The 12,563-nt window shown below is 72.8% G+C and carries 12 protein-coding genes and 1 pseudogene; 4 read left to right on the top strand and 9 right to left on the bottom strand.

Annotated features, from left to right (window positions below):
- Positions 1 to 159 precede the first annotated feature (159 nt).
- From trpA to trpC, 3 genes are read right to left on the bottom strand one after another with little or no spacing between them, the layout of a single operon-like run.
- Positions 160 to 963 carry a tryptophan synthase subunit alpha gene (gene trpA / locus ABZ406_RS22010; protein ID WP_357764537.1) on the bottom strand — a complete coding sequence of 268 codons (804 nt, stop codon included), beginning with the start codon at positions 961 to 963 and terminating at the stop codon, positions 160 to 162.
- 1 nt (position 964) lies between these two features.
- On the bottom strand, positions 965 to 2,203 hold the full coding sequence (gene trpB / locus ABZ406_RS22005; protein WP_357764534.1) for a tryptophan synthase subunit beta: 1,239 nt from the start codon (positions 2,201 to 2,203) through the stop codon (positions 965 to 967).
- Positions 2,204 to 2,241: 38 nt separating this feature from the next.
- Positions 2,242 to 3,045, bottom strand: a complete 804-nt coding sequence (gene trpC / locus ABZ406_RS22000) for an indole-3-glycerol phosphate synthase TrpC (protein WP_357764665.1) — start codon at positions 3,043 to 3,045, stop codon at positions 2,242 to 2,244.
- A gap of 487 nt (positions 3,046 to 3,532) precedes the next feature.
- Between trpC and ABZ406_RS21995 the strand changes: the two genes are divergently transcribed.
- Positions 3,533 to 3,778, top strand: coding sequence for a hypothetical protein (locus tag ABZ406_RS21995; protein ID WP_357764531.1), 246 nt, complete (start codon positions 3,533 to 3,535; stop codon positions 3,776 to 3,778).
- 11 nt (positions 3,779 to 3,789) lie between these two features.
- Here the strand turns inward: ABZ406_RS21995 and ABZ406_RS21990 are convergent, their stop codons facing one another.
- From ABZ406_RS21990 to ABZ406_RS21975, 4 genes and pseudogenes are all read right to left on the bottom strand, one after another.
- On the bottom strand, positions 3,790 to 4,356 hold the full coding sequence (locus ABZ406_RS21990; protein WP_357764529.1) for a Trp biosynthesis-associated membrane protein: 567 nt from the start codon (positions 4,354 to 4,356) through the stop codon (positions 3,790 to 3,792).
- Between the two features lie 17 nt (positions 4,357 to 4,373).
- The gene (locus ABZ406_RS21985; RefSeq protein WP_357764526.1) at positions 4,374 to 5,927 is read right to left on the bottom strand and encodes an anthranilate synthase component I; all 1,554 of its coding nucleotides are present in this window, start codon (positions 5,925 to 5,927) and stop codon (positions 4,374 to 4,376) included.
- A gap of 58 nt (positions 5,928 to 5,985) precedes the next feature.
- Entirely contained in the window at positions 5,986 to 6,417 is a 432-nt protein-coding gene (gene hisI, locus ABZ406_RS21980) for a phosphoribosyl-AMP cyclohydrolase (RefSeq protein WP_357764662.1), read from the bottom strand.
- Between the two features lie 225 nt (positions 6,418 to 6,642).
- Positions 6,643 to 6,966, bottom strand: a pseudogene (locus ABZ406_RS21975) (phosphoribosyl-AMP cyclohydrolase); the annotation flags it as partial.
- Between the two features lie 555 nt (positions 6,967 to 7,521).
- Between ABZ406_RS21975 and ABZ406_RS21970 the strand changes: the two are divergent.
- The 3 genes from ABZ406_RS21970 to ABZ406_RS21960 all read left to right on the top strand — a co-directional run bounded on the left by ABZ406_RS21970 (position 7,522) and on the right by ABZ406_RS21960 (position 9,720).
- Positions 7,522 to 8,277 carry an ABC transporter ATP-binding protein gene (locus tag ABZ406_RS21970; protein WP_357764523.1) on the top strand — a complete coding sequence of 252 codons (756 nt, stop codon included), beginning with the start codon at positions 7,522 to 7,524 and terminating at the stop codon, positions 8,275 to 8,277.
- Positions 8,274 to 9,029, top strand: coding sequence for an ABC transporter permease (locus ABZ406_RS21965; protein WP_357764520.1), 756 nt, complete (start codon positions 8,274 to 8,276; stop codon positions 9,027 to 9,029). The genes ABZ406_RS21970 and ABZ406_RS21965 overlap by 4 nt, the downstream gene beginning before the upstream one ends.
- Positions 9,030 to 9,123: 94 nt before the next feature.
- A complete protein-coding gene (locus ABZ406_RS21960; RefSeq protein ID WP_357764517.1) occupies positions 9,124 to 9,720 on the top strand; it encodes a TetR family transcriptional regulator in 597 nt (198 codons plus the stop codon).
- A 192-nt stretch (positions 9,721 to 9,912) separates the two neighbouring features.
- Here the strand turns inward: ABZ406_RS21960 and ABZ406_RS21955 are convergent, their stop codons facing one another.
- Both ABZ406_RS21955 and ABZ406_RS21950 read right to left on the bottom strand, forming a co-directional pair.
- Complete coding sequence (locus ABZ406_RS21955; protein WP_357764514.1) at positions 9,913 to 10,662, bottom strand: DUF2470 domain-containing protein; 750 nt, start codon at positions 10,660 to 10,662, stop codon at positions 9,913 to 9,915.
- 84 nt (positions 10,663 to 10,746) lie between these two features.
- On the bottom strand, positions 10,747 to 12,537 hold the full coding sequence (locus ABZ406_RS21950) for an ABC transporter ATP-binding protein (RefSeq protein WP_357764660.1): 1,791 nt from the start codon (positions 12,535 to 12,537) through the stop codon (positions 10,747 to 10,749).
- Between the last annotated feature and the right edge of the window lie 26 nt (positions 12,538 to 12,563).

Raw genomic sequence — 12,563 nt, 5'->3', positions numbered from 1 at the left:
GGTCGCCGTCCATCCGCCACCGCACCGCCACCCGGCAGGCCAGCACTCGGCGGCGGTCCCGCGATACAGCTTGATGCCTGTGAGTCATCAAGATGACTCACAGGCATCAAGCTCGAAAGGCGAAGGCCTTCCACATCGGCCGCTCGACGGCCGCGGCGGTCAGCGGGTGGGGTTGCGGACGCCCTCGGCGAGTTCGGCGCTGAGCGTGCGCAGGGCGGCGAGCCCGTCGGCCTCGGTCGGTGCGTCGAGCACACACCGGACCAGCGCGCTCCCCACGATCACCCCGTCGGCGTAACCGGCCACGGTGCCGGCCTGCGCGCCGGTGCCCACACCAAGGCCGACACCGATCGGCAGGTCGGTGACCGAGCGGGCCCGGGAGACGAGCGTCGGGGCGGCGTCGGAGGTACGCGCCCGGGCGCCGGTCACCCCCATCACGGCGGTCGCGTAGACGAAGCCGCGGCAGTGCTGCACGGTCATCGCCAGCCGGGCGTCGGTGGACGACGGCGAGACCAGGAACGTGCGGTCCAGCCCGTGCGCGTCCGAAGCGGCAAGCCACTCGTCGGCCTCGTCGGGGATGAGGTCCGGGGTGATCAGGCCGGTGCCACCGGCGGAGGCGAGGTCACGGGCGAAGACGTCCACGCCGTACCGCTCGACCGGGTTCCAGTAGGTCATGGTCACCACCGGAGCGCCGGTGGCCGCCACCGCCTCGATGATGCGCATCGTGTCGGCGGTGCGTACGCCCCCGGCCAGCGCGATGTCACTGGCCCGCTGGATCACCGGCCCGTCCATCACCGGGTCGGAGTAGGGGATCTCCACCTCGATCACGTCGACGCCGGCCTCGACCATGGCGGTCATCGCGGCGATGCTGCCCTCGACGGTGGGGAAACCGGCCGGCATGCAGCCGACCAGCAGTGCCCGTCCGTCGGCGCGGGCCTTGTCGAAGGCCACCCCGATCCGGCTCATCTCACCGCTCCTTGTCGAGGATGCCGAAGTAGTCGCCGGCGGTGTGCACGTCCTTGTCGCCCCGCCCGGAGAGGTTGACCACGATGGTGGGCTCCCGACCCAGCTCCGCGGCGAGCTTCGGGGCCAGCGCGACGGTGCCGGCGAGCGCGTGCGCGCTCTCGATCGCCGGGATGATGCCCTCGGTGCGGCACAGCAACTCGAAGGCAGCCATCGCCTCGTCGTCGGTGACCGGCAGGTAGTTCGCCCGGCCGGTGTCGTGCAGCCACGCGTGCTCGGGCCCGACGCCGGGGTAGTCCAGGCCGGCGGAGATCGAGTGCGACTCCAGGGTCTGCCCGTCGGCGTCCTGGAGCACGAAGGTGCGGGTGCCGTGCAGCACCCCGGCGGACCCGCCGGTGATGCTCGCCGCGTGCCGGCCGGTGGCCACCCCGTCGCCGCCGGCCTCGAAGCCGTACAGCCGCACCGCCTCGTCGCCCACGAACGCGTGGAAGATGCCGAGCGCGTTGGAGCCGCCGCCGACGCAGGCGGTGACGGCGTCCGGCAGCCCTCCGGTGAGGTCGAGGCACTGCTGACGGGCCTCGTCACCGATGCCCCTGACGAAGTCGCGCACCATCGCCGGGAACGGGTGCGGGCCCGCCGCAGTGCCGATCAGGTAGTGCGTCTCGTCGACGTTCGCCACCCAGTCGCGCATCGCCTCGTTCATCGCGTCCTTGAGGGTCCGCGAACCGTTGGTGACCGGGACGACCGTCGCGCCGAGCATCCGCATCCGGGCCACGTTGAGCGCCTGCCGCTCGGTGTCGACCTGGCCCATGTAGACCACGCACTCCAGGTCGAACAGGGCGGCGGCGGTCGCGGTGGCGACACCGTGCTGGCCGGCCCCGGTCTCCGCGATGACCCGGGTCTTGCCCATCCGCTTGGTGAGCAGCGCCTGGCCGAGCACGTTGCGCACCTTGTGCGCACCGGTGTGGTTGAGATCCTCGCGCTTGAGCAGCACCCGCGCGCCGATCTTCGCGGAGAACCGCCGGGCCTCGTAGAGCAGCGAAGGCGTGCCGGCGTAGTCGCGCAGCAGCGCGCCGAACTCGGCCCGGAAGGACTCGTCCTCCATCGCCGTACGCCACGCCCCGTCCAGCTCGTCCAGCGCGGCCACCAGGGCCTCGGGAACGAACCGACCGCCGAAGCGGCCGAAGTGGCCGGCGGAGTCGGGCTGCGGGCCGGCCACCGGGGCCAGCGCGTCGGCGCTCATCGGGAATCCTCTCGCTGGAACGTCAGACCGGCACGGGGTCAGCGCACCGGTCGGGGCGTTGCCGGGTGGTTGCCGGCGTTGACCAACTCGGCGACCGCCTCGCGAGGGCTCTTCTGGGTGACCAGGCCCTCGCCCACGAGGACCGCGTCGGCGCCCGCGGAGGCGTACCGGATCAGGTCGTGCGGACCACGAACACCAGACTCGGCGATCTTGACGACGCTGCTGGGCAGGCCGGGCGCGATCCGCTCGAACACCGACCGGTCGACCTCCAGGGTACGCAGGTCACGGGCGTTGACCCCGATCACCTGCGCGCCGGCCTCCAGTGCACGGTCGGCCTCTTCCTCGTCATGGACCTCGACCAGAGCGGTCATGCCCAACGACTCGATCCGCTCCAGCAGGCCCATCAGGGCGTTCTGCTCGAGGGCGGCGACGATCAGCAGCACCAGGTCGGCGCCGTGCGCGCGGGCCTCGTGGATCTGGTAGCTGGAGACCACGAAGTCCTTGCGCAGCACCGGCACGGTGACCGCGGCACGGACGGCCGCCAGGTCGTCCAGCGACCCGCCGAACCAGCGCCCCTCGGTCAGCACGCTGATCGCCCGCGCCCCACCGGCGGCGTAGTCGACGGCGAGGTCGGCCGGATCGGCGATCTCGGCCAGCCGGCCCTTGGACGGCGACGAACGCTTCACCTCGGCGATCACGGCCACGCCGGGCTTGCGCAGCGCCGCGTACGCATCCATGGGCGGCGGCGCTGCCGCCGCCAGTTCACGGATCCGCTCCAGCGGAACCTGCTCCTGACGGCGGGCGACGTCTTCACGTACGCCAGCCAGGATCTCGTCGAGCACGCTTACGGACGCTGCCTGGCCGGCCTCGTCCCCCTCCGCGTGCGCATGCTCAGCAGTCACGAACGGACTCCCCTCTCCGGGCGTCATGGGCCGATGCTAGGGGCAGCCGACCGACGCCGAATGCCGGGGGTATGGCGCTGCTCACGAAAAGGGCTGCGGCATAATGGCCGACTTGCCGTGAACGGGTTGTCACGCAGCGCCACCTCCGGTATCGACCACCGTCACGCGGTGGGGAACCTGGCGGCCGCGGTCAGACCGGGCCGATCCATCGATCATGCCACCAGTTTCCGGTCCGCGCTCCGCGACAACGACGCCGATCGATGCTGTGAGCAAGGTCAAGGCCGAACGGACGGTCCCTGGTCATGGCCGGGACGGGACAGTTGACCGGGCGGTCACCGCGGCGAAACGTCGACCGGCGAGCATCGTCCTCGGGCAGACTCGATGACGCGCCTGCCCCGACCGCAGCAACTCCTCGTGCGAGGTGACCGTGAGCATTTCCGAGCCGCACACCACCATCGGACTGACCACCATTTCGCGGACGGTGGCGTCGCTCGCCGTCGGAGTGGTGCACAGCGTGGAACGCGCAGTGGTGGGCGAGGGCCGGATGCGGACGGCACGGGGCAACGCCTGGGAGGCGGTCTGCGCCGACCGGGCCCGCGCCGACCAACGCGCCGAGCTGAACCGCCTGGTCGCCGAACTGACCGCCGCGACCACCGCCTCGGTACGGGCCTGACGGCCACCGCCTCAGTCGGCTGTCGGGTCCTCGCCCCGGTCCAGCGCGTCCCACGCCTCGGTGGTCCGCCGACCCGCCAGCGGCGTCGGCGACCCGGCCGGGTCGCTCTGCGCCGACGCGGCGTCCGGAGCGGTCCGCCCCGGACGCTCGTACCGCGCGCCCATCGCCGGCCAGTCACCGCCCCGCACCGCCGTCCACCAGCCCCCCACGGCGGCCAGCAGGCCACCGAGCAGGCAGAGCGCCGGCCACTGCCGGCTCACCGCACCGCCCACGTCGGCCACCAGCCCGTACCCGCCGCCGGCCGCCACGGCCAGGCCCAGCAGGCCGAGCAGCACGCCGAGCGCCCGTCGCAGGCCGCCCCGGGTGGCCAGCACCGCGCCACCCCCGGCCAGGGTCACCAGGGCCAACGCCGGCAGCCAGGGCAGCAGACCCGCACCGCTGCGGGCGTCACGCACCGGCGGTAGCGGCGCCGGACGTACCGTCAGCTCGACCGACCAACTCCGCGTCGCCGCCCACAGCGCCAGGCCCGCGCCGGCCAGGCAGAGCAGCACGGCGTACGTCAACGCCCGCCGGCCCACGACGGACCGCTCCCCGCTCAACGGGCCGGCCGGAGAGTTTCGGCGGCCGCTATCGCCGCCAGCACGGCCGCCGCCTTGTTCCGCGTCTCCTGATCCTCGGCGGCCGGGTCCGAGTCGGCGACCACCCCCGCTCCGGCCTGCACGTAGGCGCGTCCGTCCCGGATCAGCGCGGTCCGGATGGCGATCGCCATGTCCAGGTCGCCGCCGAAGCCGAAGTAGCCGACCGTCCCGCCGTAGAGGCCACGACGGACCGGCTCCAACTCCTCGATGATCTCCATGGCGCGCACCTTGGGCGCCCCGGAGAGCGTGCCGGCCGGAAAGGTCGCGGCCAGCGCGTCGAAGGCGCTCTGGTCGTCCCGCAGGGTGCCGGTGACCGTGGAGACGATGTGCATGACGTGGCTGTACCGCTCGATGGTGGCGAACTCGGGCACCTCCACGCTACCGGGCTGACAGACCCGACCCAGGTCGTTGCGGCCGAGGTCGACGAGCATCACGTGCTCGGCCCGTTCCTTCGGATCGGCGAGCAGCTCGGCGGCGAGCGCGGCGTCGGCGGTGGGGGTGCCGCCCCGCGGGCGGGTGCCAGCGATCGGGTGCAGCAACGCCCGGCGCCGCCCGTCCGCGACCCCGGTGACCTTCAGGTGCGCCTCCGGGGACGAGCCGACGATGTCGAACCCGTCGAAACGCAGCAGGTACATGTACGGGCTGGGATTGCTGGTGCGCAGCACCCGGTAGACGTCCAGCGGGTCGGCGTGGGTGGCCCGCTCGAAACGCTGGGACAACACGATCTGGAAGCACTCACCGGCCCGGATGGCCTCCTTGGCCGCCTCCACCGCCTTCGGGTAGCCGCCGTCGGGCGTCCGGCAGAGCACGTCGCCGGCCGGCGGACGCTCGACCGTGGAGATCATCGGCGGGATGGGCCGGGACAGCGCACTGGTCATCGCGTCCAACCGGCCCACCGCGTGGTGGTAGGCGGCGGCGACCTGCGGGGCGCGGTCCGGGGCGTCCAACGGTGGCAGCACCGCGTTGGCGACCAGGATCGCCGAGCCGTCGTAGTGGTCGAGCACCACCAGGTCGGTCGCGAGCATCATGCCCAGTTCCGGGACGCCCAGGTCGTCCTCGGTCAGCTCGGGCAACCGCTCGAAGCGCCGGATCAGGTCGTAGCCGAGGTAGCCGACCATGCCCCCGGTCAACGGCGGCAGACCGTCGGAGGGGTCCCCGACCGGGCCGGCCAGCGCCGCCACCGTCTCCCGCAGCATCCGCACCGGGTCACCCTCGGCGCTCAGCCCGGCCGGCGGCTGACCGAGCCAGGTCGCCACACCGTCGCGTTCGATCAGTGTGGCGCTGCTGCGTACGCCGATGAACGAGTACCGCGACCAGGCCATGCCGGCCGAGCCGACGCCCTGCTCGGCCGACTCCAACAGGAACGTGCCCGGCCCGCCGGCCAGCTTCCGGTAGACCCCGACCGGGGTCTCCGCGTCGGCCAGCAGCCGCCGGGTGACCGGCACCACCCGCCACTGGGCGGCCAGCTCGGTGAAGGTGCCCAGGTCGGGGCTGAGGGTGCCGTCGGTCATCAGCCGACCCGCCTTTCGGTAGCGACTGCGGGGCCTCGCCGCGTGGCACGCCGCGCGCTCACGGTGCCTCCGTCCCGGTGACGGGCAGCTCGGTGAAGAAGCACGTCCGGTGGCCGGTGTGGCAGGCCGCGCCGACCTGGTCGACGCTCACCAGCAGCGCGTCTCCGTCGCAGTCCAGGGCGACGGACCGCACGTACTGGTGGTGCCCGGAGGTGGCGCCCTTGACCCAGTATTCGCGTCGGCTGCGCGACCAGTAGGTGGCCCGGCCGGTGGTGAGGGTGCGGTGCAGCGCCTCGTCGTCCATCCAGGCGACCATCAGCACCTCACCGGAGTCGTGTGCGCGCACCACGGCGGCGACCAGACCGTCGGCGGTGCGGCGCAGCTGGGCCGCGATGGCCGGGTCGAGCCGGGACGGGCGCGTCGGCGCGGGCGCGGCCAGCTCGTTGGGATCGCTGGGGACGCCGGTCACCGGCGGGTCAGGTACGGGCACAGTCGCCGATTCTCCCGCACGCGGCGCGGGCACCGCCGACCGCTCCCGGCAGGGCTGCGGCGCAGGCCCCGAGAACCAGGGCTGTGCGGAGGGTCGGGGCTGGAGCGGGGGCCCAGCCGGCCTGGCCAGCTGGGCGACGTAGCGGTCCAGCCGACCGTCGACGAGGGCGGCGGCCAGGTCCGCGCCGGCCGTGTCGGCGATCTCTTCGGCGTACGGCCGGATCAGCGGCAGCGTGCCGGCGACCAGCCGGACGGCGGCGGCCCACAGTTGCCCGGTGGCGCCCGGGCGCAGCCCGAGGCAGAGCAGCATGTCCGTCCGGTAGCCGGGTGGGGCCACCGGCAGCTCCAGGGCCGCGGCGAAGGCCGCCCGGCGGGAGTGCACCCGCACTGACGGGTTGGCCGGCCGCAGCACCGAGGGGCAGAGCCGCGCCAGGTCGGCGACGGCGAGCCGGACCCCGAGGCGGTCGCTTGCGGCGCGGGCGGCGGCGGCCTTACCCAGCGTGGCGATCAGCTCTTCCAGGCGGGGCGGCTCGGCGGGCTGACAGAGCACCGGCAGGTCGATCCGGGGCCGCCAGTGCGGGTCGGCCCAGAGCAGCCGTGCCGGCGCGGTGACCGGCAGTCCGAACGCCCAGTCGGCCGGTTCGCCGAGGCGGTGCACCCAGGACCGGACGTCGCGGGCGGCCACCGAGACGTGGGTGACCTGGCCTGCGGACTCTGCCAGGTAGGCCCGGCGGGCGGCATACGGTGCGCCGCCGACCAACACGTCGAGGTCGACGTCGCTGTGCGCGGTGGCGGCACGGCGGGCGTGGCTGCCGCGCAACAGGATGCCGACGACCGGCCGCTCGGCGGCCTGCCGCAACCGCGCGGCCCAATCCTCAAGAAAACCGCTATCCGGTAACGGAGCGTGACCCACGGCGCCATCGTGCCGTACGTCCGATCAGCGCGCAATGCCCGTTGGCGGACTTCGTGTCCGGTCCGGAGCCTACTGCCCGTTCTCGCGCTCCGCGCAACGGTCGACAGTTGGACAACGGTGCGGGCGTTGCGCGCGGCGCAGTATTTCACCTAGCGTTGAGTTCAACAGGTGATGAGTTTATGGAGGTGTGTGATGGACGATGCGATAGCCGTCCGAGACCTGGTCGTCGACCGGGGTGGGCGGCGAGTGCTGGACGGCATCAGCTGCCGGGTCCCGCGCGGCGCCGTGACCGGGCTGCTCGGTCCCAGCGGCAGTGGCAAGACCACGTTCATGCGCGCGGTGGTCGGGGTGCAAGTGGTCAGCGGCGGGACGGTCACAGTGCTCGGCCAACCGGCCGGCACCCCGTCGCTGCGGCACCGGGTGGGTTACCTGACCCAGGCGCCGAGCGTCTACGCCGACCTGACCGTCCGGGAGAACGCCCGCTACTTCGCGGCCCTGTACGGGCGGGGGCGCGTCGAGGCCGACCGGGCGATCAGCGACGTCGGGCTCGCCGAAGCCGCCGGTCAGCTCGTCGGCACGCTCTCCGGCGGTCAACGCAGCCGAGCCTCCCTGGCCTGCGCCCTGGTCGGAGAGCCGGAGCTGGTCATCCTCGACGAGCCGACAGTCGGTCAGGACCCGGTGCTGCGGGCCGACCTGTGGGCCCGGTTCCACGCGATGGCAGCCGCCGGCACCACCCTGCTGGTGTCCAGCCACGTGATGGACGAGGCGGCGCGCTGCGACCAACTGCTGCTGATCCGCCAGGGGCGGTTGATCGCCGACGACAGCCCGGCCGCGATCCGCACCGCCGCCGGCGTGGACGACCTCGACGAGGCGTTCCTGCGGCTCATCCGGGCCGGCGAGGCCGCCTCCACCAGCACCGACGCGACAGCCGCACGGGAGACAGCATGAACCCGCGAATCCTCGCCGCCACCACCGGCCGCATCCTGCGCCAGCTCCGACACGACCGGCGGACCATCGCGCTGCTCGTGGTGGTGCCGGCCGTCCTGCTCACCCTCGTCTACTTCATGTACGCCGACCAGCCGACCCCACCCGGCCAACCGAGCACCTTCGACCGGATCGCGCTGGTGATGCTCGGCATCTTCCCCTTCGTGATCATGTTTCTGGTGACGAGCATCGCCATGCTGCGGGAACGCACCTCGGGCACGCTGGAGCGTCTGCTCACCACCCCGCTGGGCAAGCTCGACCTGCTCTTCGGGTACGGCATCGCGTTCGGGCTGGCGGCCGCCGTGCAGGCCGCCGTCGCCGCCGCCGTGGCGTACTGGATCTTCGATCTGGAGACTGCCGGCAGCATCGGGCTGGTGCTCGGGATCGCCGTACTCGACGCCGTGCTCGGTGTCGCCCTCGGGCTGCTGTGCAGTGCCTTCGCGCGCACCGAGTTCCAGGCAGTACAGTTCCTGCCAGTCGTGGTGGTCCCCCAACTGCTGCTCTGCGGGCTGTTTGTGGCCCGCGACCAGATGGCCGGCTGGCTCCAGGCGCTCAGCGACGCCTTCCCCCTGTCGTACGCCATCGAAGCGTTGCAGGAGGTCGGCGCTCACGCCGAACCGACCGGCCGGATGTGGCGGGATGTCACTGTGGTGTTCGGCGCGGTGGTGCTGGCGCTGGTGCTCGCGGCGGCCACCCTGCGCCGACGCAGCGGCTGACCGCCCGCGACGGGGGCGGCGGCCAGCGCGGCAGCCGACCCCGGCCTGGGGCGGGCCGACCCACGACGGGCCGGTGGACGAACGAAGGGCGGCGATGACGCGGCGAACCGGCCGGCGACCCGGCAAACCGGGCACCCGGGAGGCGATCCTCGACGCGGCGCGGACGGCGTTCGCCGACCGTGGCTACGACGCCGCGTCGATCCGGGCCATCGCCGGCACGGCCGAGGTGGACCCGGCGCTCGTGCACCACTACTTCGGCAGCAAGGACCAGCTCTTCCTGGCCGCCATGAACTTCCCCGTCGACCCCGGTCAACTGGTACCGAAGGTGCTCGCCGGTGACCGGGACGGCGCCGGTGAGCGGATGGTGCGAGTCTTCCTCGGTGTCTGGGACTCCCCGGCCGGCAGCGCCGCGCAGGCGCTGCTGCGCTCCGCGGTGAGCAACGAGTGGACCGCGCGACTGCTGCGGGAGTTCGTCACCACCCAGGTGCTGCGCCGGGTGTTGGAGAACCTTGACGTCGAACCGGCCGAGCTACCGCTACGCGGCTCCCTGGTGGCCACCCAGATGATCGGCCTGGCCATGATGCGCCACGTGGTACGCCTCGAGCCGGTCGCCTCGGCGGACCCGGAAACCCTGGTGGCCGCGATCGGCCCCACGATCCAGCGTTACCTGACCGGCCCCCTACCAACCTGAGAAACAGCACCACCCCACCCAGACCGCCACACCCCCGCCCAGACCGCCACACCCCCGCGAACCCGCCACACCCCCGCGATCTTGCACTTTCTGTCCCGGCCAAAGGGATGAACCACGCATACCGACAACCGAAAGTGCAAGATCGTCGGGGGCGCGCGGGGCGGGGCCGGGGGGCGCCCGGGGCGGGGTGGGTTAGCGGGGTGGGTGGGCTTTGGCTGTTGGTTGTAGTGGCGGGAGCAGGTGGGGCAGCTCGGCGGGGTCGGCCACCGGGCCGGGGAAGGCCAGCCGGATCCGGCGCCTGGCACCGGGTTGGCCGAGGGCGACCACCAGCCCGTAGCGGTCGATGCGCACCACCCGGGGTGGGCCGCCCGGCGTCTGCTCGGTCAGCCCGAGCTGCCGGCGCAGATAGTCGGTCACCTGGGCGCCCCGGCACTCGGCGAGGTCGGCGAGCAGTCGGGCCTCGACCGGGTGCACCGGGTCCGGCTCGGCTCCGGCGTACTCCACTGGGTCGATCCGGTGCACGACGCCGGCCCGCTCCCAGCGGACCTCGACCACCTCGAAGCGGAACAGCTGGAACCGGGTGCCCAGGTCGAGCAGGTCGCCGGTCGGCTCCACAGTGGCGAAGTCGACGGCCGCCCGGCGGGCGTCGTCGCCGCGCAGCTCGGCCGCCCAGCCGGACACCCAGGCGCGGCCCAGGCCGGGCGCCCCGGCGGCGGGCGGCAGGTCGAGCACGTCGAGGACCACCGCGACGTCGCTGCCCCCGGCCGCCGGTTGCAGGGCGGCGGCCAGGTGGCTGGCCACCGGCACCAGCAGCAGCACCCGCCCGTCCGGGTCGGTGACGTGCCGGGCGTGGTGCGGGCCCGGCCGGTGGGCCAGGTGTACGAGGCCGGGCAGGCGGCCGGCGACGAGGGTACGGACGATCTCGGCGGAGTTGGGCCGCATGGGCGCGACCTCCTTCAAAGGTTAGGCTTACCTAACCCGGAGCCTAGAGCACCTGCCCTTCGGCGTCCACCACACCGCCGCACCTCACCGGGTCTGCTCCAGCCAGGAGGCGTAGAGCAGGCCGTACACCGAGTCGGCGTCCCGCACCAGCTCGTCGTGCGAGCCGCGCTGCACCACCCGCCCCCGGTCCACCACGATCACCTCGTCGGCGGCCTGCGCCGTGGACAACCGGTGCGCGATCGCGAGGGTGGTCCGACCCCTGGTGACAGCGTCGAGCGTGCGTTGCAACCGCACCTCCGTGGCCGGGTCGACAGCGCTCGTCGCCTCGTCGAGCACCAGCAGGTCCGGGTCGGCCACGTACGCGCGGGCCAACGCGACGAGCTGACGCTCCCCGACGCTCAGCGCCTCACCGCGCTCCCCGACCGGGGTGTCCAGGCCGGCCGGCAGACCCTCCAGCCAGTCCGACAGGCCCAGCTCAGTGAAGGCGGTACTCAGCTGCTCGTCGGTCAGCTCCGGCCGGGCGAACCGGACATTGTCCCCCACTGTGGCGTCGAAGAGGAACCCGTCCTGCGGCACCATCACCACCCGGGAACGCAGCGAGCCGAACCGGACGTCCGTCAGCGGCACCCCGGACAGCAGCACCGCCCCGTCCGACGGGTCCATCAGCCGGGTCAGCAACTTGGCGAAGGTGGTCTTGCCGCTGCCAGTCTCACCGACCACCGCCACCCGGCTCTTCGCCGGGATCTCCAGGTCGATGTCGTGCAGCACCGGTGGGCCACCCGGATAGGCGAACCGCACCCCGGCGAACCGGATGTCCAGCGGCCCGCCCGGCAGCTCCCGCCCCTGCTCCCCCGGGTCGGCCACGTCCGGGGCGACGTCCAACACGTCCAGCACCCGTCGCCAACCGGCGATCGCGTTCTGCGCCTCGTTGAGCACCTCGGTGGCGATCTGCACCGGCTGGATGAAGAGCGTCACCAGGAAGAGGAACGCGGTCAACTGGCCGATGGACAACGTGCCGTCCACCCCCAACAGCACGCCGAGCACCACCACGCCGGCAAGCGCCAGCCCCGCCGCCAACTCCCCGACCGAACTGCCCACGATGCTGATCCGGATGGCCCGCTGCTGCGCGAGCCGCTGCCTGTCGATCGCCTCGTCCAGCCGCCGCTCGGTGCGCCCCGCGATGCCGTACGCCCGGATCACCGGCGCGCCCACCACACTCTCGCCGATCGCGCCCAGCAGCGTCCCGGTGCGTTGGCGCACCGTCGCGTACGCGCTGCCGAGTCGGCGTTGCAACTGGCGGATGACGAACACCGCCGGCGCGAACGCGGCCAACACCACAAGGGTCAACTGCCAGGAGTACGCCAGCATCACGGCGGTGGTGACCACCAGCTGACCGAGATTGACGAGCAGGATCACCCCACCCCACTGGAGGAACTGGGTGATCTGGTCGACGTCACTCGTCACCCGGGAGACGAGCGAACCCCGCCGCTCCGACTGCTGGTGCAACATCGACAGGTCGTGCACGTGTCGGAAGGCCCGGGTCCGGACGTTCGCCAACGCCGTCTCGCTGACCGTGAACAGCCGGCGCATCATCAGGTAACCGCAGATCGTGGTGACCGTCAGGATCGCCGCGGTGATCGCCACCACCGACCAGACCACGTTCAGGTTCAGACCGCCGACGAGGCCCCCGTCGATGCCCTGCTGAACGGCGACCGGCACGGCCACCCGACCGACCATGTAGACCAACGCCAGGCCGAGCGTGCCGGCCAGGCCGATCCGTAGCTCGGGCGAGAGCGCCAGGCCCCGCCGCAGGGTCTGCCAGGTCGTCTCCTCCCGCGTCTCCTGCGGGTCACTCGTCTCCGTAGCCGCGCTCACCGGGTACGCCTTTCGTTCGCGACTGC

This window comes from Micromonospora sp. NPDC005710 (assembly GCF_040630995.1).
Lineage (GTDB): Bacteria > Actinomycetota > Actinomycetes > Mycobacteriales > Micromonosporaceae > Micromonospora.
The sequence above is the reverse complement of the archived record's forward strand: the minus strand, read 5'-3'. Positions and strand labels throughout refer to the sequence as shown.